Origin of the sequence: Rhodobacter capsulatus (assembly GCF_052363175.1) — a bacterium.
Lineage (GTDB): Bacteria > Pseudomonadota > Alphaproteobacteria > Rhodobacterales > Rhodobacteraceae > Rhodobacter > Rhodobacter capsulatus_D.
Genome location: NZ_CP198946.1, coordinates 1532809 through 1553712, shown reverse-complemented (window position 1 = coordinate 1553712; position 20904 = coordinate 1532809). Strand labels below are relative to the sequence as shown.

17 protein-coding genes, 1 other RNA gene and 2 pseudogenes are annotated in these 20904 nt (G+C 65.1%); 12 read left to right on the top strand and 8 right to left on the bottom strand.

Annotation, left to right across the window (positions count from 1 at the left end):
• Positions 1-2 precede the first annotated feature (2 nt).
• Positions 3-632, bottom strand: coding sequence for a WYL domain-containing protein (locus ACTTAI_RS08665; protein ID WP_444455326.1), 630 nt, complete (start codon positions 630-632; stop codon positions 3-5).
• 100 nt (positions 633-732) lie between these two features.
• On the opposite strand from ACTTAI_RS08665, the gene ACTTAI_RS08660 reads away from it, so the two are divergent.
• The 3 genes and pseudogenes from ACTTAI_RS08660 to ACTTAI_RS08650 form a co-directional block, all read left to right on the top strand.
• A complete protein-coding gene (locus ACTTAI_RS08660; RefSeq protein ID WP_444455325.1) occupies positions 733-1716 on the top strand; it encodes a helix-turn-helix transcriptional regulator in 984 nt (327 codons plus the stop codon).
• Positions 1717-2010: 294 nt separating this feature from the next.
• Entirely contained in the window at positions 2011-2673 is a 663-nt protein-coding gene (locus ACTTAI_RS08655) for a hypothetical protein (RefSeq protein WP_444455830.1), read from the top strand.
• Positions 2594-2918, top strand: a pseudogene (locus tag ACTTAI_RS08650) (transposase); the annotation flags it as partial. The gene ACTTAI_RS08655 and the pseudogene ACTTAI_RS08650, both read left to right, overlap by 80 nt.
• A gap of 439 nt (positions 2919-3357) precedes the next feature.
• Here the strand turns inward: ACTTAI_RS08650 and ACTTAI_RS08645 are convergent.
• Together ACTTAI_RS08645 and ACTTAI_RS08640 are read right to left on the bottom strand one after the other, a co-directional pair.
• Positions 3358-3666, bottom strand: coding sequence for a hypothetical protein (locus ACTTAI_RS08645; protein ID WP_444455324.1), 309 nt, complete (start codon positions 3664-3666; stop codon positions 3358-3360).
• A complete protein-coding gene (locus tag ACTTAI_RS08640) occupies positions 3663-4109 on the bottom strand; it encodes a hypothetical protein (protein WP_444455323.1) in 447 nt (148 codons plus the stop codon). The genes ACTTAI_RS08645 and ACTTAI_RS08640 overlap by 4 nt, the downstream gene beginning before the upstream one ends.
• On the opposite strand from ACTTAI_RS08640, the gene ACTTAI_RS08635 reads away from it, so the two are divergent.
• From ACTTAI_RS08635 to ACTTAI_RS08610, 6 genes are all read left to right on the top strand, one after another.
• Positions 4096-4746: a DUF3164 family protein gene (locus tag ACTTAI_RS08635; RefSeq protein WP_444455322.1), complete on the top strand. Its 651-nt coding sequence runs from the start codon at positions 4096-4098 to the stop codon at positions 4744-4746. The two genes, ACTTAI_RS08640 and ACTTAI_RS08635, sit on opposite strands and share 14 nt — an antisense overlap.
• Positions 4747-4835: 89 nt before the next feature.
• A complete protein-coding gene (locus ACTTAI_RS08630; RefSeq protein WP_444455321.1) occupies positions 4836-5117 on the top strand; it encodes an HU family DNA-binding protein in 282 nt (93 codons plus the stop codon).
• An RNA gene (locus ACTTAI_RS08625) (hammerhead ribozyme type II) lies at positions 5117-5189 on the top strand. The genes ACTTAI_RS08630 and ACTTAI_RS08625 overlap by 1 nt, the downstream gene beginning before the upstream one ends.
• A gap of 6 nt (positions 5190-5195) precedes the next feature.
• On the top strand, positions 5196-5870 hold the full coding sequence (locus ACTTAI_RS08620) for a hypothetical protein (RefSeq protein WP_444455320.1): 675 nt from the start codon (positions 5196-5198) through the stop codon (positions 5868-5870).
• A gap of 213 nt (positions 5871-6083) precedes the next feature.
• Positions 6084-6431: a thiol-disulfide oxidoreductase DCC family protein gene (locus ACTTAI_RS08615; protein ID WP_444455319.1), complete on the top strand. Its 348-nt coding sequence runs from the start codon at positions 6084-6086 to the stop codon at positions 6429-6431.
• Between the two features lie 62 nt (positions 6432-6493).
• Positions 6494-6772 (top strand): SH3 domain-containing protein, encoded by a 279-nt coding sequence (locus ACTTAI_RS08610; RefSeq protein ID WP_444455318.1) that lies wholly within the window; start codon positions 6494-6496, stop codon positions 6770-6772.
• Between the two features lie 432 nt (positions 6773-7204).
• Here the strand turns inward: ACTTAI_RS08610 and ACTTAI_RS08605 are convergent, their stop codons facing one another.
• The 5 genes from ACTTAI_RS08605 to ACTTAI_RS08585 form a co-directional block, all read right to left on the bottom strand.
• Complete coding sequence (locus ACTTAI_RS08605) at positions 7205-10555, bottom strand: error-prone DNA polymerase (RefSeq protein WP_444455317.1); 3351 nt, start codon at positions 10553-10555, stop codon at positions 7205-7207.
• Complete coding sequence (locus ACTTAI_RS08600; RefSeq protein ID WP_444455316.1) at positions 10552-12024, bottom strand: Y-family DNA polymerase; 1473 nt, start codon at positions 12022-12024, stop codon at positions 10552-10554. The genes ACTTAI_RS08605 and ACTTAI_RS08600 overlap by 4 nt, the downstream gene beginning before the upstream one ends.
• The gene (locus ACTTAI_RS08595) at positions 11966-12526 is read right to left on the bottom strand and encodes an ImuA family protein (protein WP_444455315.1); all 561 of its coding nucleotides are present in this window, start codon (positions 12524-12526) and stop codon (positions 11966-11968) included. Before ACTTAI_RS08595 ends, ACTTAI_RS08600 begins: the two co-directional genes overlap by 59 nt.
• A 404-nt stretch (positions 12527-12930) precedes the next feature.
• Positions 12931-14145, bottom strand: a complete 1215-nt coding sequence (locus tag ACTTAI_RS08590) for a DUF4236 domain-containing protein (protein WP_444455314.1) — start codon at positions 14143-14145, stop codon at positions 12931-12933.
• Positions 14146-14310: 165 nt separating this feature from the next.
• Entirely contained in the window at positions 14311-15561 is a 1251-nt protein-coding gene (locus ACTTAI_RS08585; protein WP_444455313.1) for an MgtC/SapB family protein, read from the bottom strand.
• A 431-nt stretch (positions 15562-15992) separates the two neighbouring features.
• Here ACTTAI_RS08585 and ACTTAI_RS08580 point away from each other — a divergent pair, with 431 nt between their 5' ends.
• From ACTTAI_RS08580 to ACTTAI_RS08570, 3 genes and pseudogenes are all read left to right on the top strand, one after another.
• The gene (locus ACTTAI_RS08580) at positions 15993-19073 is read left to right on the top strand and encodes a beta strand repeat-containing protein (protein WP_444455312.1); all 3081 of its coding nucleotides are present in this window, start codon (positions 15993-15995) and stop codon (positions 19071-19073) included.
• Positions 19074-19348: 275 nt separating this feature from the next.
• Positions 19349-19564 (top strand): annotated as a pseudogene (locus ACTTAI_RS08575) (pirin family protein); the annotation flags it as partial.
• Positions 19565-19690: 126 nt separating this feature from the next.
• Complete coding sequence (locus ACTTAI_RS08570; protein WP_444455311.1) at positions 19691-20902, top strand: ABC-three component system protein; 1212 nt, start codon at positions 19691-19693, stop codon at positions 20900-20902.
• The last annotated feature ends 2 nt before the right edge of the window (positions 20903-20904 follow it).

Here is a 20904-nt window from a genome sequence, read left to right as displayed (position 1 = left end):
CGTCACAGATCACCACCTTCTTCCTTCTCCAGCAAGCCTTGCAGCAAGGCCATGCGGTCGGCGCGGAAATCCCCCGATTGCAGGCTCAGCCCCGCCATCGCGCGCACGAAGAACTGCCGAAAGCCTTCCCGGGTCTCGCACCAGGCCAGCAGCTTCACCCCCTGCGCCGGATGCACCAGCACCAGCGGCAGCACCCGCCGCGCAGTCGTGGTGCCCGAAAGGTCGGTATACTCGAAGCTGACAGGCTGACAGGCGCCGATCGCCCCGTGCAGCACCGCCAGATCCTGCGCATCGGCTCGGGCCGAAGCCTCGCCCGCCCAATAAGCGGCGGGACGCACGTCGAGCAGCTGATAGAGGCGGCCCAGAATCCCCGCCTCGGGGTCGGTCTCGGCCAGCCGCGACAGCGCCGCCCGGGCCGCAGCGGCCGTCACCGGATCGCCGCGATGCCCCGCCAGCGCAAGGCCGCGCAGCGCCGCATCGCGCAGATCAGGATCAAGCGCGGGCGCGGGGATGGGCGTCCCGGCACAAGCCCCGACGCCAAGCCCGCTCGCGGCGGCCGCGCCCAAAAGGCGGCCCGCAAGTGCGCGGCGGGTCAGCCCCTGCGACGCGGCATGCTTGTCGAGATCCCCCATGACCAAGGCTCCTTTTGACACCGACCCCCGAGGGAATCGCCTCGACAGATCGCAGGATCATTCCTAACGTCACAGGGTGTCAATTGCTGTCGGGGTAGCGATGTCCTTTGCCAAGGCCCAGGATCTGATCCGGCTCGCGCAGATGGCGGCGTCGCGGCGCACGGGGGTCAGCCTCGATGAGATCGTTGAGGAATTTGCGATTTCTCACCGCACCGCGCAACGGATGACGCAGGCGCTCGAGACTACCTTCGCCAATGTCACCGCCGAGGATGGCGCGGATCGCAAGCGGCGCTGGCGGATCGACCCGGGCACGCTCGAGCGGCTGCAATTGCGCCCCGAAACCGCGATCGAGGCGCTGGATTATGCCGCGCGCGAGGCCGGGACAGAGGGGCGGCTGCGCCATGCCCAGGCGCTTTCGGACCTGCGCGAGGGGCTTTTGTCGCGGCTGTCGCGGAGCGATGCCGCCCGCGCCGAAGCCGACGCCGAGGCGGTGCTTTCGGCCTTGGCCGAGGTGACCCGCCCCGGCCCGCGCGTCTCGATCCGGCCCGAAATCCTCGACGCGGTGACCGAGGCTTTGCGCGGCCCGTTCCGGCTGCGGGTGCGCTACAAATCCCCCCACGCGCCCGAACGGGTGCTGGAACCGCATGGGGTGCTGCTTGGCCATCGCACTTATCTCGTGGCCCGCGATCAGGCCAAGGGCGATCTGATCCGCACCTTCCGGCTCGATCAGATCCTTTCCGCGGAGGCGCTCGACGAGAGTTTCGCGATGGACCCGGCGTTTTCGATGGAACGCTTTGCCGCGCAATCCTTTGGCGTCTGGCAGGACCCGGCGCAGTTCGGCCCGGTGGTCTGGCGCTTTGTCCCCCACGCCGCCGAGCGCGCGGCAGGGTTCCGCTTCCACCCCTCGCAGCGGCTGGAGCGGCTGGAGGACGGCAGCCTGATCGTGCGCTTCGAGGCGGCAGGCTGGCTGGAGATGGCCTGGCATCTCTATCAATGGGGCGATGCGGTCGAGGTGCTGGAACCCGAAGGCCTGCGCGCGCTGGTCGAGGGCCACAGGCGCGGCGATTTCGGCTCGATGCCGTGAGGCGGTTGACCACCGCAATACCCTCTGCGGTCCTGTCGCGCGAAGGCCCAAAGGCGTCCCGAACCAAGGGCCCGAGCAAGGGAATTCCGCCTCGTTTCCCGCTGTTCGACGTCGGGGGATCATGTCCGACCGGCCTCGGCCTGCCCCTTCCGCCAGACCGAATTCGCATTTGCTGAAACGCAATAGCCCTCGCACGCCCGACGGCGTTCGGGAAACGGGGATCGGGTTGATCGGCGGGCCTGAGGGGGGCCGCGCGCGGAGTGAGGTCTTGGATTCTTCGGTGGTGCCCTTGCCGTGATGCAGGTCGAATGGGTCGGACCACAGGATGCGCAACCGATCCGGAGCATCCTGAAGGTCAGAACGCGGGGGGCTGCGGCCCGTCGCATCCTGAATCCTGAACAGCGTCAGATCCGGCACGGAAACGGAAGCGTCCCTGCCGGCATTGTCCTCTGCAGCGGTTGCGGATGGATCGCATGGCGACAGCTGATCCGGAGCGCCAGCGCGGACAGGAGCCTCCGACGCGCACTCCGGATCGGCCGTGCCCCCCGGCAAGAACGTCACGGCACGAATATCATCGAACAGACGCGCGGCGATGTCCTCGCCATCAGTTTTTTCGGTCGCGGATCGCGCGGGCTGATCACCAACACCGGCAACAGCCCGCCAGCGATCGACGAGGTGAATATCTGTAAACAAGTCGCTCTGTTCGTCGTCCATGTCCGGTCCTTGGGGCGTTGTTGCAGAACTCAGCTGGCAAAGGATTCACATTTGGAATCCATGCGGTTAGACGAGCAGCATGAGCACTCCCAAACCCGCCCGCTACCGCACAACGAATTGGTCCAGCTATCGAGCCATCGCGGCGCCATCCGGTTCGAGCCCGATGGCGAGGGATGCGCTCAGGGAGCGCGGGTCGCTGTTGATCTGGCTGGACAAGGAGATGGCCTGGCACGCGCCGCATGAGGGACGCCAAGGACGCCCGCCAGTCTTTTCGAATGCCGCGACCCAGTTCTGCCTGTCGATCAAGGTTCTGTTCAAGCTGCCGCTCAGGCAGAGTGAGCCAGTGAGGCGCCATCGGTTCGAGCCCATTGGCGAACGGGATGGTCACGAGCCTCCTGCGCTTGGCCGGGCTGGAGTGGCCCGTTCCGGACTACTCGACGCTGTGCCGCAGACAGAAAACCCTCGAAGTGCAGATCCCCTATCGCCGTGTAACGCGCGACTGCCTTTGGCAGAAAAGCAAACTAGCTTTGGCAGGAAATTTTTTGCGTGACGATCGATCATGACGGTATCGTCACTCGCCCCAGTCTGTGCTCGCCAGCCGTCCGCTTCTGAGAGACCGAGCAACGGCACAGGCAATCTCAGCGGCGTTGCGGGCAGTCTGCAAACTGTATCCCAGATCTTGCAGGCGCTCCGCGATCTGCGCGGGGGGCTCGACATCGAGAAGATGCTGCGACTGTTGCGGCCGATGTCGCACTCCGTTTCGGAGCGACTGCCCGACGGCACAGGCAATCTCTGCGGCGTTGCGGGCAGTCTCTAAGCTGTATCCCAGATCCTTAAGGCGCCCGGCAATCTTAGCTGGTGTCTCGACATCAAGCAGATGCCGCGACTGTTGCGGCCGACGCCGCACCATCCCAGCTAGCTGCGTCGTCACGGCGCCACCTCCGCAGCCTTGGCCACGGTGATCGCAGCCGTCAGGACCGTCTGCGTCTCGCCGCCGATCCTGACCCTCACATGCAGCTGCCAGACGCCCACGGCCAGCGCACCGGCGGGAAACACAACGCCGATCAGGCCCGCCGCAGCATCTTGCATGATGATCGTCGCGGCGACGCCCACAGATCCACAGCTCGCCACCGCCTCGATCGCAGCGCCCGTCAAAGGCATGGCATCGCCATTGCGAAGGACCGGCACGAGCAGCTTGAAGCTGTCATTCGAATAGATGCCATAAGTATATTTCACGCTGCCCTCGCTCGCCAAATCCCCGCGGCCTGGTAATCACGCCACGCCCCGGCTGCTTGGTAGTCGCGCCACTCGCCCGCAGCCACAAAGGCGAACCCGCCATCATCACCAGCATTGCTGGCCTCGGCGTGTCCGCTGGCCGTCGCATCGATGGTCAGAGCACCGGACGCCTGCCCATGCACATCGGCCCGGCCCGCGGCCGATCCGCCAAGGCCGATCGAACCCGATGCCTGACCGCTTGCCGCAGCCTTGCCGGTCCCGCTGGCACGCCCAGCGTCTCGGCAACCCTCATCCTCGTTGCTCAGATCCTGAAAGACGAGCGCGGCATCGACGACATCGATCTCGACGATGCAGCGGCTGCGATCACCAAAGCCGCTCGACGCCTCACGAAACGTAACCACGAAACCACCACCAACGAGGAACCACAGAATGTCTGACTTCACCCCCGCTGCGGTGCTCACGGGCATCATCGACGTCAACGGCAAGGCCTACATGACCGACGCGAAAGGCGCGCTCATGCCGGTCGAACTGATCAAGGCGCAGCATGTCCTTGAGGACGAGACCGTGCGCAAGATCATGGGTTTCGCGCTGGCGTTGTCGGCTCAGGTGACCCGGTTCAAGGAACACACCTACGAAGATCTCGGGGCGTTCGACGCGATCCTTGAGCAAGATTACAGCCTGACCAAGGGCGGGCCGAAGGGCAACCGCACCTATCAGAGCTTCGATGGATTGATGAAGATCGAGGTGCGCGTCAACGACCTGCTCGATTTTGGGCCCGAGCTGCAGATCGGCAAGGCGCTCCTTGACGAATGTCTGAACGAATGGGCCGCTGAGAGCCGTGCCGAGATCCGCGCGCTGATCACCAAGACCTTCAATACCGACAAGGAAGGCCAAGTTAGCCGTTCGGGGCTCTTCACGCTGTTGAGACTCGAGAGCAAGGACGAGCGCTGGAACCGCGCCATGGATGCGATCCGTGACGCGATACGGACCGTCGGCTCGAAGACCTACTACCGCATCCAAAGGCGCGAAGCGCCTGATGCGCCTTGGACTTCGGTGACGATCGACCTCGCCAAGGCCTGACGCTTTTACCGGCCGTCCACTCCGGCCGGGCCTACCCCGCCACTCGCGGACCCACCCAGAAGACCAACCGAAATGAACAGGAGGCCCATATGGGCAAGACACCTACTTTCTCGAAATCCGACCTGATTGACCAGGTCGCGGCCAAGACCGGCTTTGCCAAGACCAACGTCAAGGAACTGATCGACGCCATTCTGGCCGAAATCACCGCCCAAACCGAAGCCGGGTCGAAGGTGACCCTGATGGGCTTCGGCTCTTTCGAGCAGCGTCAGAAAAAGGCGCGCACGGGCCGCAACCCGGCCACCGGCGAGACGGTCGAGATCCCGGCCAGCGCGCATCTCGCTTTCAAGCCCGCGAAACCGAAGAAATCCTGACGCGAAACGCTTCCCGGGCAACCGGGGAGCGTCGTTCCGGCGTGGTGGCCGGGGCTTGATGAGCAGCCGGAGGATGGCATGTATACGCTGAATGACATGGAAGACGGGAGCGTCGAGCTCCTCGTGATGCAGCCGAAGCGGGTGGCTGTTTTCTACAGTCCCGAACTGGCGTCGATCGTTGCGGACCGGCTGAACGCCGATCTTCTTGGGGAGTTGCTTCCCAGGGTTGAGGAGGGGTTCGGGAGCCTTGATGTCCTGCTCGTCAATTTTCCCGCTGCTGAAGATGATGGCGAAAACGATGCCGTCGAAGCGAACGAGGATGCCGCATCGGCCGCGGATGTTCGCTGCACGACCGGCCTGGTCGAGGAGATTCCGGTCGCCGCGGGCGATTTCGACACGGAATTCGAGGCGCTGACCCCGGCCGATGCCGACAAGCTGCTCGAAGCCATCGTGGCGTCGAAAGCTGCCGATTTCTCGCCCTCACAGGCTTGCCGCTGCGCCGTCAAAGAGGTTGCGCCGACCATCGAGGACGCCGTCGACGAGGTGGCCGCGCCGCGGGGCGAGCCGACCGAGGCGGATTGGGCCGATGCCTTCGTGGCCGTCGAAAGCGGGTCCGACATGGCCAAGGTTCCCTCGTCGATCGAGATGGTGAGTTCCTTAGCCATGATCCGGCTCCTGACTGTTGCGAGTTGTGGTGAAGGTGAATTTCGGGGCCGGAGCCCCCGGATAGGCCGGAGAAAGGCCTTGATCTGATAGGAGGCAGGCCATGGCTTCGATCTCTTCGAAGCTCACCATGGTAATGCCGCGCGCGCCGTAGAGGTCGATCTTTCCCAGGGCGGTTGCGGACCGGCGCACCATCTCCTCCGGGGTCAGACGGTCAGGCATCTGCGCCTCCCTTGGTCGGCTTGACCCCCGCAAGACCCGGCCCATCTCTCAGCCGGTCCCCTCTGGCAAAGCGAGGCCCGCATGGCACCCTCTCTGACGGTCTGGTTCGACAGCGGCTGTCCGCTCTGCGCGCGCGAGATCGCGCTGATGCGGCGGCTCGACCGGCGCAGGGCGATCCGCTTCGTCGATCTGAACAGCCCTGACGCCCCCTGCCCGATCGACCGCGCCGAACTGCTCGCCCGATTTCATGCGGAGGAGAACGGCCAGCTGCTCTCGGGGGCGGCAGCCTTTGGCGCGATGTGGCGGGCCATTCCGATCCTGCGCCCGCTTGGCCTCATGGCCGGGTGGCCGCCCCTCGCCCCGGCGTTCGAGGCCGCCTATCGCCGCTTTCTACGACTGCGCCCTCGGCTGCAAAAGCTTTTCCGATGACACCCGGCTTTCGGCGCGCGCAAGGATGTCCTATGGCTTGGGAAAATAGCTCAGGACAGATCATGCGCCTTCCTTTTGCCGCCCTTTTCGCCCTGCTGATCGCCGCCGGCTGCGCCGCTGGCAACGGCGCCGTGGTCAAGGGGGCCGGGCCGAACGATCTTCTGAAGCTGCGCGACGGCCCGGGCCTCGATCACAAGATCCTCATCGGCCTGCCCGATGACACCCGCCTGACCCGCGGCGCCTGTCTGACACGGGCGGGCAAGGTCTGGTGCCGGGTCTTCCTCACCGACCGGCCCAACGTCTCGGGCTATGTCGCAGCCGAGTATCTGGCGCATCGCTGACAGGCGCACCCGGCCTTGAACCGCAGATAGCCCGTCTTGGCGCAGTCATCCGAAGCCGCCGCTGATGCATTTCATAGCGAGAGGTGCGCAGGTCATTGCGACCCCTTGTGCGGGCGCTGCGCGAAACCTCGCCCCGTCAAAACGGGCGGTTTGCCGACGGTGAGGTTGCAGCATTGCAAGCGCAGCAATCAACGGAAGCCGCCCTTCGCGGGTTCCATGGGGAACGACACAACGCGCAGTTTGCGGACGTCGCGCCGAGGCCGTAGTGACTGGCGCGACCGATGCTCCCGGAACCGGCCGATTGCCAATGACGCGGGGCGGGAGCTCGGCCTTTCTGGTGATGCCTTGCATGGGTGGTTCCGGCCCTGCGACGCGGTGGCTACCTCTCTGTGCCGGCCCCCTGCATCTATCGTTTGGGCCGACGCGGTTGGCTCAATGGAAATCCCGGCTGGGAAAGAGCCGCTTGGCCTGTTCGCGTGGATGCTGCGCGCGGGGCGGCTGGCGGGCGGGCCGGGAAGGCGTGCGGGGGGCATCGTCGGCCTCGGGGCGGGTCTGGCCGATGGCGCCATCGAGCGGGTGGCCCAGCTCGGAAAGCCGCGGCGACAGATCCTCGATCCGCTCGGCGATCAGATGCACCACGATCCCCTCGCGTTCGAGCCGCCCGGTGACGCGCAGCAGCCGCCCGCCCATGACGGCGCGGCGGAAACGTTCGTAAATCTTTGGCCAGACTACGATATTCGCCACGCCGGTTTCGTCTTCGAGGGTCAGGAAGATGACGCCAGAGGCAGTGCCGGGGCGCTGGCGGGTGATCACCAGGCCGCAAACGGAGGTGCGCTGTAGCGGCGCCGTCACCAGCCGGTCGTGGCAGGTCAGACCGGGCAGGCCGGGGCGCATGAGCTCCATCGGATGGGCGCGCAGGGTCAGGCGCAGGGCGATGTAATCCTCGACCACCTCCTCGCCCAGATGCATCGGCGGCAGGGTCACGGCGGGCTCGATGCCGCCCTCGCCATCCAGCGGATTGGCGAAGAGCGGCAAGGGCTTGGGGGCCCGGATCGCCCGCACGGCCCAAAGCGCATCGCGCCGCGTCAGGCCAAGGCCCGCGAAAGCATCCGCCTCGGCCAGACGTTCCAGAACGGCGGGCAAGAGCCCCGCGCGCAGCCACAGGCTTTCGACATCCGGGTAGCCATTGCCGCGCGCGGCGACGACCCAGCCCGCATCCTCGGCGCGAAAGCCCTTGATCTGCCGAAACCCCAGCCGCAGCGCCAGCCGCCCGTCGGCCCGCCGCTCCAGCCGGTTGTCCCAGTCGGAGCGGTTCACGCAGATCGGCCGCACCTCCACCCCATGCTCGCGCACATCGCGCACGATCTGCGCCGGGGCGTAAAAGCCCATCGGCTGCGAATTCAACAGCGCGCAGGCGAAGATCTCGGGGTGGTGGCATTTCAGCCAGGACGAGACATAGGTCAGCATCGCAAAGGCCGCGGCATGGCTTTCGGGAAAGCCGTAATCGGCAAAGCCCTCGATCTGGGCGAAACAGGCCTCGGCCACGGCGCGCGGATAGCCGCGGTCCGTCATCCCCTGCACGAAGCGGTCGCGATGCGCGCCGATCGTGCCCATGCGCCGGAACGAGGCCAGTGAACGGCGCAGCTGATCGGCCTCTTCGGCGCTGTATCCCGCGCCGACGACGGCAATCTGCATCGCCTGCTCCTGAAAGAGCGGCACGCCGAGCGTTTTCGCCGTCACTGCGGCCAAGGCGGGGCCAAAGGGTTCGGGCGCCTCCAGCCCCTGACGGCGGCGGATATAGGGCTTGACCATGCCGCCCTGAATCGGGCCGGGGCGGACGATCGCCACCTCGATCACCAGATCGTAAAAGGTGGCGGGCTTCATCCGCGGCAGGAAATTCATCTGCGCCCGGCTTTCGACCTGAAACACCCCCACCGCATCGGCCCGCGTCAGCATCGCATAAGTGGCCGAGTCTTCCTGTGGCACGGTGGCCAGATCCAGCCGCAACCCCTTGTGGCGTTCCAGCAGATCGAAGCTTTTGCGCAGGCAGGTCAGCATGCCAAGACTGAGCACATCGACCTTGAGGATGCCCAAGGCGTCAATGTCGTCCTTGTCCCATTCGATGCAGGTGCGCCCCTCCATCGCGGCGTTTTCGATCGGGCAAAGCGCATCCAGCCGCCCGCGGGTGATCACGAAACCGCCGACATGTTGCGAAAGATGGCGGGGAAAGCCGATGATTTCGGAAATCAGCCGGATCGTCAGCGAGAGCCGCCGGTCCTCGGGGTTCAGGCCGATCTCGCGCAGGCGGGCGGGATCGGCGCCGCGGTTCGACAGGCCCCAGATCTGCCCCGAGAGCGCCGCTGTCACATCGGCCGAAAGCCCCATCACCTTGCCCACCTCGCGGATCGCGGCGCGGGTGCGGAAATGGATCACCGTGGCGCAAAGCCCGGCGCGGTCGCGGCCGTATTTCTCATAGATCCACTGAATCACCTCTTCGCGCCTTTCATGTTCGAAATCGACGTCGATATCGGGCGGCTCGCCCCGGTGGCGCGAGATGAAGCGTTCAAACACCATCCCGATCATGTCGGGGGAAACATCGGTGATCCCAAGCAGATAACACAGGATGGAATTGGCCGCCGAGCCGCGGCCCTGACACAGGATGCCGCGTGAGCGGGCGAATTGCACGATGTCCTGCACGGTCAGGAAATAGGGCGCATAGCCCAGCTCCGCGACCAGACCGAGTTCCTTGGCCATCAGCTGATGCACCCGCTCGGACGCGCCTTGCGGATAGCGCCGCGCCAGCCCGTCGCGGGCCAGGCGCTCCAGCCGGGCCTGCGGCGGTTCCGTGTCGTCTTCGCCGGGGTAATCATAGCTCAGTTCCGCAAGATCAAAGGCGCAACGCGCGGCAATCTCCAGCGTGCGGCGGATCGCGGCGGGGTGGTGGCGGAAAAGCCGCGCCATCTCGGCCGGGCTTTTCAGGCGGCGCTCGGCATTGGGGAGCGCCCGGGTGCCGATGGCGTCGATGGTGGTGCCCTCGCGCAGGCAGGTCAGCACATCGGCCAAGGGGCGGCGGGCGGCGCGGTGCATCAGCACGTCGCCCACGGCCACCATCGGTGTCGAGGCCCGCAGGGCGAGATCGGCGCAGCCGCGAAACCAGGCCTGATCGGTGCCGTCATAGCGCGGCGCGGCGCCGAGAAAAACATGGCCGGGAAACTGCCGCTGCAGCCGTTGCAGGGGCGCCAGCGCGTGGGTCAAGTCGGGTGGCGGCAGCGCGATCAGGATCAGCCCGGCCCCGCCCGCGGCCAGATCGTCGAGGGTCAGGGCGCAGTCGCCCTTGCCCGCCCGGCGCTTGCCAAGGGTCAGAAGCTGCGAGAGCCGCTCATAGGCCGGACGGTCGGTGGGCAGGGCCAGAAATTCCGTCGCGCAATCGCGCAGGGCCAGCCGCGTGCCGATGATCAGCCGCGGCAGATCCGGGGTTTCGGGCCGGGGCAGCGGCTGGGCCGGGTCGAGGGTCTGGCGCGAGGACGGATCGGTTCGGGTGGCCGAGCGGATGCGCAGCGCCTCGGTTTCCTGCCGCAGAGTCTTCAGCGCCGAGAAAGCCCGCACCACGCCTGCCAGCGAATTGCGGTCGGTGATCGCGATGGCAGCCAGCCCCAGTTCCGCCGCGCGGGCCACCAGCTCCTCGGGGTGCGAGGCGCCGGTGAGGAAGGTGAAATTCGAGGTTACGCAGAGTTCGGCATAGGCGGCGGAATTTTGCGTATTTGGACCAGGAAAAACGCTCATGCGAATTCCCCCTGCACGAACCAGCCGGGGTTTTGCGGCGTGAAGAACAGCCAGAGCCGACGGCCCTCGGCGGTCTCCACCCGCCAGTAGTCGCGCAAGCCGTGGCGCCAGTTCTCATCTTCGAGCCACCATTCGGGGGTGATCCGTTCCGGCCCGGTGGCGCGGGCGGTGGTGAGGGGCATGGCCCGCCAGCGAAACCTTGCGGGCGGGGTGGGGCCGGTCGCGGTGATCGGCTCGGGCGGAAAGAGCCGCAGGGGGCGCGGGCGGGGGGCGTGAAACCCGTCTTGCGCGGTGCTGAAGGCGGCGGGGGCAATCAGGAAGCCGCGTTCGGGGATGTGGCTTTCGGCGGGCAGAAAGCGGTGAATGTTCTCAAGCCCGATCCGGGTGCCGAGCCGGGTGAGCAGATCGGCCAGCCGGTCGGGGCTGGCGGCATGGGCGGTGCCCAGCTGCGCGGGGGCGAGCGGTTCGACCCGGGTGGCTTCGAGCCGCAGCTGGTCGATGCCGAACCCCGCATCGACCCCGGCCAGACCGCGGGCGAACAGCGGCAGGATCCGGGCCGGGTCGCGCATCGGTGCGGCCAGACGCAATTCGACCTGCTGGCTGGCCTGATCGACCCGGCGCAGGGTCAGCAGCAATTGCCGGGCCCCGGCCTGATGCGCGGCGAGCTTGTCGCAAAGCGGCGTCAGAAGCCGGGTCAGCCCCGCCATCACGTCGCTTTCCAGCCCGATCGGCTCGGGCAGGGTCATCCGGGTGGCGAACTGCGGCGGCTCGGCCGCGGGGGTGACGGGCTCGGGGCTGTGGCCAAGGGCCTGATCGAGCCGGGTGAGCAGATCGGGGCCGAAGCGACGGGCCAGCGGCGCCCGGGGGCTGGCGGTCAGATCGCCGATGCGGCGCAGCCCCAGCCGTTGCAGCCCGGAGACCGTGTCGGGATCGAGCCGCAGCGCCGCGACGGGCAGGGCGAGCAGATCCGGTTCGGGGGCCTCGGCGACCGGGTCGCCGAAATGCGCCAGCGCCCAGGCGGCACCGCGGCTGGCCCCGCGGCCAAGCTGCGCGGTGATCCCCGCCCGTTCGAGCCGCGCCCGGATGTCGGCGCACATCGGCCCCTCGCCGCCCCACAGATGTGCCGCGCCGGTGACATCGAGCACCAGACCGTCCTGCCCCTCCAGCCCGACCCAGGGGCAATAGCGCTCCGCCCAACGCCGCAGCCCGGCCAGAAAACGGGTGTCGAGATCGGGGCGGGCGGGGCGGCTGATCAGCCCGGGGCAGAAGCTGCGGGCATCGGCCATCCGCATGCCGCGGGAAAGACCGGCGGCCTCGGCCTCGGCGTTCAGGCAAAAAATCGTCTCGGCGCTGCCCAGCCGTTGCGACAGGACGAAGGGGCCATCGACCGGGCAGGCGCGCAGGGCCCGGTCAGTCGCCAGTCGGGGAAACCAGATCGAGACGATGCGCCTGCGCGTTCCAGCAAACATTCCATGCGCCCAATGTTCCCATTTTGTTCTTTATAATTTCCCACCGCATCGGAGTCGAGTCCGTGTCCGCGGCATCAAAGATCGGCGTCGCCCGCCAGCGCGTTTCGGCGGCATTCGAGCCCATGCCTTCGGGGATCAGGCACAGCCCCGTCGTGGCCCCCGCCCCCGCCGCCAGCTGCAGTCGCCGCCCCTCGCGCAGATTAAGCGGGCGGGTGATCTCCAGCACGACAAGCGCAAGGCTGCCGTCCTTCAGCGCCTCCTCGGCCAGCGCCAGACCGTCGATCTGGTTGGCCGGGCGCGCCAGCAGCACCCGGGCGGGATCAAGAAAGGGCAAAAGCCCCAGGGGGTTGAGCGTTTCGGTCAGCCAGGCCTCGCGCAGCCACAGCACCGGGCCTTGCAGGCTGGCGACGGCGCAGGCGGCAAAGACCGGGGCCGAGGGGCCGCAGACCTCGTGGACGCGGCCCGGGCGCAGCGGGAAGAAGGGAAGATCAGCGCGGGACATGCGGCAGGATAACGCGAACGGCCGGGCTTTCCAACGGCGGGCACACGATGGCCCCGCAAAGGTCGTCGCGGCGCGACCAACGGCCCCAAAAGCCTCTCGCGTCTGTTTCTGCCAGCGCCATGCCGCATATCACGGGCGGCAAACCGCCCTCCAGCCTACGCCAAGCCTTACGCTCAGCTCCGCGCACGTGGCCCCTTTGGGCTGCGCGTGGCTCTCGCTGCGGTGCGCTCGAACGGTCGCTTCGGCGGCACGCGCCGGGAGGGCCGACCGTCCGCTGAAGGCCGAATCCGTAGATCTCGCAGAGCGCATCGTCAATTCCGCGATTCCCAGCGGTTACGCATCCCTGTGTAGGCCCGTTTTCCTCCTGTTTTTGCTCGCGCTCATGGCACCTCTTTCTCCCCGGCTCACGGCTCCGAGGCCCCGTCGCTCTCTGCGAGCGCCGCCTGATATCGCGAAACCGCGCCCGCGAAGGCCTCTGCCGCCGCTGCGTTCGAGAACATGTATTCCTCCGTCACGCCGGACCCGGACTGGAACGTCAGACGTCCGTAGCGGCAGATCGGGATCTGATGGTTGTCCTTGAACCGCCGATCGGGCGAGCCGTCCTTGTTCGCCTTGGCCCAGGTGTGGCCGATGACCTCGGCATCCTTCGGAACGCCGTCTTCCTCCTGAAAGGGCGAATTTGCCGCCGAAATCGAGAGTTCTCGAATGTCGATCAGCGCGAAAGCGCCATCCACGCGCGGGATGACCGCGACGCCGGGATAGATCAGGATGTCGTCGCCGTTGACGTTCTCGAAGCGCATCGCGCGCCCGGGGAAACGGATCAGATCCGTCGCGCTGAACTCCAACCGGACCGGATGACGGTCGATGACGCGGCTCGCCGTTGTGCGCTCCGCCACCCGGTTCGCCGCCCTGTGTGAGGTCACATCCCATTTCTTCGCGCTCTGTCGCAGCGCCTCGAACAGCCGGACCATCTCCGCATAGGCGCGCTGCGCGGCATCCCCGGACTCGAAGGTCACGTCGATCTTCGTGCTGCCCTCCCAGGCGATCAGCCTTGCGACCTCGGCTTGGGTCACGGGCAATTCGACCTCAAGCTCGGCGATGCGCCGTTTGTAAAACCAGCGGAACAGGCTTCGGCGGCGGCGATGCAGCTCGTTTTGCTGCGCCGCCTCGGCGTCCTTCGCCTCCTTCAGATCCGCGGTGACCTGCGTCCGCTGCTCGCGCGCCTGCGCAATCATGTCCCGCAACGGCAGCAGTGAGGTGCTGGTCAGAACCTCGACCGAGGCGCTGGCGATCTCGTTCATCCCCGAGACCGGCATGTAGATTTTCGCCGAGGCCGGGATGTTGCCCGCGGCCGGGCTTTCGGCGGGCGCCGTGGCCGGGGCGTTCTGGGGAAGCGCGGGAGGCGCAAGTTCCACCGCTCCGGGCGATGAGGAGAACGGAATGACGGTGGTGCTGAACCCCAATCCGGTTCCGGGCAGCCCGACCGTTGCCCGGACGCCCTGTCGCCCGACGTTGACGGTTGCGCCCGGGACCCCGATGCTCGTGCTGATGCCGCGCTTGCCGACATTGATGCGGACGCCGGGAAAAAGTGTGAAAGTCTGCCTGAAACGAAGTGACATGATGCAACCCTGACGATTCTTCCGGAAGACTAACCCCGTTTCGCATTGTGCGCGTATGGCAAAATCGCGCCCCGGGAGAGCGGGCCGAAAAGGTGTGAAGACCCGGCTCACATGCCATCCTGCAATGGCATAAGGGGGAAGGTGCCCGGCTTCGGATCCACCCGATCACATGAGCAAACTGCCCGCCCAAGCCGCCAGGATGACCAGAACCAGCCCCGGCACGACGCGCAGGGCAAAGCCGCGCCCGCCGCTGATCGTCGCCACGAGGATCTTCGTCACAGTGTTCGCGCTCAGCCCCGCGAGGATCGGCACCGCCGCCGCCTCGGGCGCGACCTTGCCTGCAGCGACCAGCGTCGCCACCGAGATCGCCGAGGCATGGGTATCGACCAGCCCCGCCGCCGTCGCCGCCAGAAGCACGCCGGAACCGCCGAAATGTGCCTGCAACCCGGCCGCGAGGATCAGCACCAGCGCCAGCACGCTGCCGAAGATCAGCGCCGTCTTCAGGCTGAAGGCGCTGCCGGGACCGGGCGTCTCGGCCGCGGGATGGCGCATCGCCACCAGCGTCAGCACCACACCGTAAGCCACGGCGGTGACCCCGGCCAAGACCAGCGGCAGGATCATCTGGCGCAGCGTCGGCAGGCTGACCGCGGCCAGCACCAGCCCCATCTGCAGAACCGTCGCCACGGTCGACAGCACCGCCCCCGCGACGCAGGCGGCCCGCATCTCGGGCGATTGCAGCGCCCGCGCCCCCATCGCGCCGATCGTCGCCGTGCTGGAGACGAACCCCGAGAGCGCCCCCGACAGCGGCAGCCCGAACCGCGCCCCGAACAATCGCACCGCCAGATAGCCCGCCGCGCCGATCGCCATGACCAGCAAGATCACGATGCCCAAGGAATGCGGGTTCAGCGCCAGCCAAGGCCCCATCGGCCGATCCGGCACCAGCGGCAGGATGACGAGCGTCGCCGCGGCAAAGATCAGCGCATCGTCAAGTTCGTCCTTGGAAATCAGCGTGGTGACCAGCGTGTGCAGCCAGGCCTTGAGATGCAGCAAAACCGTCACCGTGACGGCGATCGCCGCCGCCATCTGCGGCGCGGGGATGCAGAGCCCGCCCAGCAGCACCGTCAGCAGCAGCACGATTTCCGTGGTCAGCCCCGGGTCCTGATGCGGCCGCTTGCCGTAAGACACCGCCAGCAGCCCCGCGACCGAGGCCGCGATGACGGCCAAAAGAGCCACCCCGCCCAGACTGAAGGCCACCGCCCCGGCGGTCGAGGCGATGGCAAAGGTGCGCAGCCCCACGGGCGAGCGCGCCGGCCCCTCGCCCTTGCGCCGCTCGCGCTCGGCGCCGATGAGCACGCCCACGGCGATCGCGCTCACCAGGTTCAGAACGGGCGGAACGAGGATCGGCAGCGTGTCCATGCGGGCCTCCGGAGCAATTAGCTCCATGACAGCACAGTCTGCCGCCTGGCGCCTTGATCTGGAACGCCATAGACAGCGGATATATTCGCGCGGCTCGTAGATCGCCGTCACGGCCTGTCCGGCGGTTGACACGACAAAACGCAACAGACTTTGTCGGCATGGTGAAAATCTGAAAATCCGGATTTTCAATGCGTGATATCTGGCTGTCTGGAAATAAAATATGGCATCTTTTCCGAAATGATATTCAACGCGCAGCATTGCGCCGCTTGAAGATGCCGAAATCAACAGTTTTGCGAAATTGTTTTTCCGAGATTGGCTGCAAATTCGACTTATTTCGCCGTTTCATGTGAATTTCCGTCTCATCTTGTTTGGTTGCTTTCGTTCGCGTGATTACAATGGACGAAATGGTCCCCAGTAGACGAGGCGTAATCATGGCGCGCAATATGACGACACAACTCTCTCGCATCGTCCCCAAAGGGGATCAGGCCAGGTCGGGGCTGACCGGCGTCGCGCGCCATCTGCTTTCGGTCTCCGTCATCGCCCTTCTGTTCGGCCTTTCTCCGGCCTCTGCGCAGTTCCGGATTGATCGAGCCGGTGAGGTGACAGAGGAGAGTTCAGGCGTGATCCAGAGCACGGTCGGCTATCTGGCCGACACGACGACTGGAGGCGGCGACAACCTTGGCGATCACATCGCCACCCAGGGCCTGAACATGGCCGGGTTCGGCATCTCCGGCATTCTCACCCCGGACGGCAGCGATCCCGGCGCTGGCGTGAACGTACAATATGTCGATGACATGTTCGGCGCCTATGTGCCGCCGGAGCCCGACCTGTCCGACTATGTCACGAAGTCGGGCATGCCTCAGACCATCACCAGTGCGAAAACCTTCGATGGGCCGGTGCTGTTTTCCGACGACGTGCAGGTGACGAAGGTGCCAGCCTCGACGCGCGATGTCACCAACAAGGCCTATGTCGACGATGCGATCGACGATCTCGTCACGCTGACGACGAACCAGAGCGTGAGTGGCGACAAGAGCTTCACCGGTTCCGTCGCGGTGCGAACGCCCACCGGGGACATGGGGGCGGCGAACAAGCTCTACGTCGACAACGCGATCTCGGCCGCGGGCGGCAGCTATGTCACCATGGGCACGAACCAGATCATCGGCGGCACCCCGATTACCGGAGCCAAGGGCTTTACGGGCGCCGTCACCTTCGGCGGCGAAGTCAATGTGACGAGCGCGCCCGACGATGCGAATGATGCCGTCAACAAGGCCTATGTCGACAGACTGACTGACGGGCTCTCTGGACGGGTGACCGTGCTCGAGGGCGATGTGACCGCGCTCACCGCCTCGGTGACGACCCTGCAGGGCAATGTCGTCTCGTTGCGGAGCGATGTGACCACGCTGCAAGGCGATGTTTCGTCCCTCGACACCCGTGTGACCAATCTCGCAAATCGAACGATCACCGCGGGATCGGGGATTACCGCTTCGGGCACGCTCGGCGGCGGGATCACGGTGGCGGTGGATCCGACCGTCGTGCGCACCTCGGGCAATCAGACGCTGGCGGGTGTGAAAAACTTCTCGTCCTTGCCGACGGTTCCGACCGCGGCCCCGACGCTTGCGGGCCAGGTGGCTTCGAAGGCTTATGTCGATGCCCAGGTCGCGGGCGCGGTGGGCACCACCTATGCCGCCGGAGACGGCCTGTCTCTTGCGGGCACCACCTTCGCGGTGAACGGCACCGTGGTGCGCACCTCGGGCGATCAGACACTGGCGGGCGTAAAGACCTTCTCCGCGCCGATCGCGGGCTCGATCACCGGCAATGCGGCGACGGCAACGAAGCTGGCGGCGGCGAGAACCATCAACGGCGTGGCCTTCGATGGCGGTGCCAACATCACCCTGCCGACGGTGAACACCTCCGGCGCCCAAGCGGTGGCCGGGGTCAAAACCTTCAGCGATATCCCGGTCATCCCGATCACGGCACCGACCGTGGCGGGCCAGGTGGCCTCGAAAGCCTATGTCGATGCGCAGGTCGCGAGCGCAGAAGGCACCACCTATACCGCAGGCTCCGGGCTGTCGCTCGCCGGCACCACCTTTGCGGTGGACGGCTCGGTGGTGCGCACCTCGGGCGATCAGACGCTTTCGGGGGTGAAGACCTTCTCGGCGCCGATCGTGGGTTCGATCACCGGCAATGCGGCAACCGCGACGAAACTGGCGGCGGCGGCGAATATCAATGGCGTGGCCTTTGACGGTTCCGCTGCGATCACGCTGCCGACGGTGAACACCACCGGTGCCCAAACGGTGGCCGGGGTGAAAACCTTCTCCTCGCCGATCGTAGGCTCGATCACCGGCAACGCGGCGACGGCAACGAAGCTGGCGGCGCCGAGCGCCATCAATGGGGTGGCCTTCGATGGTTCCGCTGCGATCACGCTGCCGACGGTGAACACCACCGGTGCCCAAACGGTGGCCGGGGTGAAAACCTTCTCCTCGCCGATCGTGGGCTCGATCACCGGAAATGCGGCGACGGCAACGAAGCTGATGGCGCCGAGCGCCATCAATGGGGTGGCCTTTGACGGTTCCGCTGCGATTACGCTGCCGACAGTGAACACCACCGGTGCCCAAACGGTGGCCGGGACGAAAACCTTCTCCTCGCCGATCGTGGGTTCGATCACCGGCAATGCGGCAACCGCGACGAAACTGGCGGCGGCGGCGAATATCAATGGCGTGGCCTTTGACGGTTCTGCTGCGATCACGCTGCCGACAGTGAACACCACCGGTGCCCAAACGGTGGCCGGGACGAAAACCTTCACCGGCACGCTGACGGGAACCGGAACGGTGAACCTGCCCCCGGCAACCTATATCCCGGCGATGGGCACCACCTCGACCGCGGTGGCCAACAAGGCCTATGCGGACACCAAGGTGTCCTTGACCGGCAACCAGGCGATTTCGGGTGTGAAGGATTTTGCCGCCTTCCCGACCGTTCCGATCGCGACGAACCCGACTGCGGACAATCAGGTCGTCAGCAAGAAATATGCCGATAGTCTGGCATTCAATATTACGAGACGGTTGGATCTCGGAAATATCCGTGTGCTGATCCCAGCTGTAAAGGGAGACGGGGCGACTTCAAATATGTACAAAAATTATTATACATCGGATAGATCCATGACCATCAATGTCGGAAACCCACCGTCCGGGTATGAGTGGATCTTGAAAGCTAATCTTACTTATTCGTCATACACACCGGTTTCGACGACCCGCTACTTCAAGGCTCTTCCGGGAGACGTCATCACTTCGGATGGGTCATCTCTCCATTTTAACAGCAACCCCTGGACTACATCCGCACTGGCTCAGAACGGGAACGGGATATATATAACTGATCCTTTGAACAGGTCAGTTTCCGGACACTTCATTGAAGCAAACAGCGAAGATCCTCTGACGATTTCCGGGCAGTTTGGATATAATAGAGATGCGATGGAAATTTATTATGGATCCATGGAGCTTTTCCTGTCTCCGATCTAAAAGGAAAAAACTCCCCCAAATTTTCAAGTTTGGGGGGAGTGTAAATTGATGATTCCGGGCTTGCTCCGTGATGTATCTGAGCAGCCGTCCCTGCCTTCGAGGATCACGATCTGATCGCTTCAAGGGCTTCTCGCGGCAAGACCTCCCGGCATCTGGGATACCTTGGGCCCTAACGTAAAACATAACCCCTCGCAGGGTCGTCTTGTGGGAGGTTTCCGACGGTGGGGCGGATGGGCCTTGCAGAAATCAGGGAGGCCCTTTTGCACGCCTGCGCACAGAGAATGCCCTTAGACAATACGCAGGGGTAGATGCACTGCTTTCAGCTTTGGGCCAACCTGCCCGCCGCGCTGAAGATGACCGCGCCGCGCTATCAGGACGTTGGCGCTAGTGATATCCTGATCGAGGGCGATGACGACGGCACCATCGTCAAGGTGATCATCGGCAGTTTCTGGGGCAAGACCGGCCCGGTCGATGGCATCGCGGCCAATCCGGCGGTAATTCCGCCGTACCGCGCCTGAACGATAGCTTTCTGGTATGCCGCCCCGTACCACCACAAGATTCGATGATTGTCATACATATCCGAGAATGGTTAAGTTCGCACTTTAGGAGGTATTCGCTTGGCCACCTCACCCATGAACTTCAGTGCAGCCCCATCCGCTGCGGGCTATCTCTATCAGGCCCGTTTAGCGCTCGCTCTGTGCCTGAAGTACGTGAACACCGAAGCTAGTGTCGAGGTAGGTATCGAACGATTGGATGACGTCTCGTTCGAAACCAATGGAACGGCGTTGGAGCTTCTTCAGGCCAAGCATCACATCAATCGGGTGGCCAGCCTCAGCGACAAATGTGTCGACCTCTGGAAAACACTGCGCGTCTGGTGCGAAGCCGCTGCCAGAGATCCGACTCTGCCCGCGCGTACCCGTCTTGCCCTGGTGACTACAGGCTCTGCACCCGATGACAGTGCAGCCGGAAAGCTGCGCCCTGCGGGAGCCTATCCCGCCGGAGAAGTGCGAGACCCCAAAGCCGCGGCCGCACTGCTTCAGGCGGTCGCGGAAGTGGGAGGCAATCAAGAACTGAATGCGGCCTATGCAGCTTTCCTAGCACTCGGCCCCACCATGCGGATTTCGCTCCTGAGTTCGATCGAAATCTTGGACAAACAACCGCTAGTCACTGACCTGAGCGAAGTAATCGAAAATGACCTACGCCTGCTCGCGCCCAGAGGCCAAGCCGCAATAGCCCGCGAGCGATTGGAGGGCTGGTGGTGGCCGCGTGTATGCAAGGCGCTAATTTCCAGCCCCGCAGAATCCATTGCGGTGCTGGAAATCGAGGCAAAGCTTGACGACATCCGTGACGGCCTTAAGCGCGATGCCTTGTTTGCCGACCAAGAACATGTCGATCCTCCAACTGACGAGATCGCTGACTACGAAGGGCGCCCCTTCGTCCGACAATTGAAGATGGTTGGCGTCGGTGGAAATCGCGTCGAATATGCCAAGAGAGACTACTATCGGGCGTTCACGCAGCGGTCGAAGTGGGTCCGTGAGCACTTATTGTTCGACGGCGAGATCGCGAGATATGAGCAAACCCTCATCGAGGAATGGCAGCCCCGGTTTCAGCAAATGCGCGACAAGATCGGCGATGAAGAAATCACCGATGCAGCGCGCCGCCAAGCCGGCCAAGAACTTTACAGTTGGGTAGAGGCAGACGCCCGCTTCCCGTTTCGGACAGTCAGCCACCGTTTCCTCACAGTAGGTTCCTACCATATTCTGGCTAACGACCTGCGTGTCGGATGGCATCCAGATTACGAGACGGTTTGTTGCGACGAGGAGGTCTAGCA

What these genes read in the sequence shown, in the direction of transcription:
- ACTTAI_RS08665 (WP_444455326.1), bottom strand. Translation starts at nt 632, where the DNA reads ATGGGGGATCTCGACAAGCATGCCGCGTCGCAGGGGCTGACCCGCCGC.
- ACTTAI_RS08660 (WP_444455325.1), top strand. Translation starts at nt 733, where the DNA reads ATGTCCTTTGCCAAGGCCCAGGATCTGATCCGGCTCGCGCAGATGGCG.
- ACTTAI_RS08635 (WP_444455322.1), top strand. Translation starts at nt 4,096, where the DNA reads ATGTCTGACTTCACCCCCGCTGCGGTGCTCACGGGCATCATCGACGTC.
- ACTTAI_RS08630 (WP_444455321.1), top strand. Translation starts at nt 4,836, where the DNA reads ATGGGCAAGACACCTACTTTCTCGAAATCCGACCTGATTGACCAGGTC.
- ACTTAI_RS08620 (WP_444455320.1), top strand. Translation starts at nt 5,196, where the DNA reads ATGTATACGCTGAATGACATGGAAGACGGGAGCGTCGAGCTCCTCGTG.
- ACTTAI_RS08615 (WP_444455319.1), top strand. Translation starts at nt 6,084, where the DNA reads ATGGCACCCTCTCTGACGGTCTGGTTCGACAGCGGCTGTCCGCTCTGC.
- ACTTAI_RS08610 (WP_444455318.1), top strand. Translation starts at nt 6,494, where the DNA reads ATGCGCCTTCCTTTTGCCGCCCTTTTCGCCCTGCTGATCGCCGCCGGC.
- ACTTAI_RS08605 (WP_444455317.1), bottom strand. Translation starts at nt 10,555, where the DNA reads ATGAGCGTTTTTCCTGGTCCAAATACGCAAAATTCCGCCGCCTATGCC.
- ACTTAI_RS08600 (WP_444455316.1), bottom strand. Translation starts at nt 12,024, where the DNA reads ATGTTTGCTGGAACGCGCAGGCGCATCGTCTCGATCTGGTTTCCCCGA.
- ACTTAI_RS08595 (WP_444455315.1), bottom strand. Translation starts at nt 12,526, where the DNA reads ATGTCCCGCGCTGATCTTCCCTTCTTCCCGCTGCGCCCGGGCCGCGTC.
- ACTTAI_RS08590 (WP_444455314.1), bottom strand. Translation starts at nt 14,145, where the DNA reads ATGTCACTTCGTTTCAGGCAGACTTTCACACTTTTTCCCGGCGTCCGC.
- ACTTAI_RS08585 (WP_444455313.1), bottom strand. Translation starts at nt 15,561, where the DNA reads ATGGACACGCTGCCGATCCTCGTTCCGCCCGTTCTGAACCTGGTGAGC.
- ACTTAI_RS08580 (WP_444455312.1), top strand. Translation starts at nt 15,993, where the DNA reads ATGGCGCGCAATATGACGACACAACTCTCTCGCATCGTCCCCAAAGGG.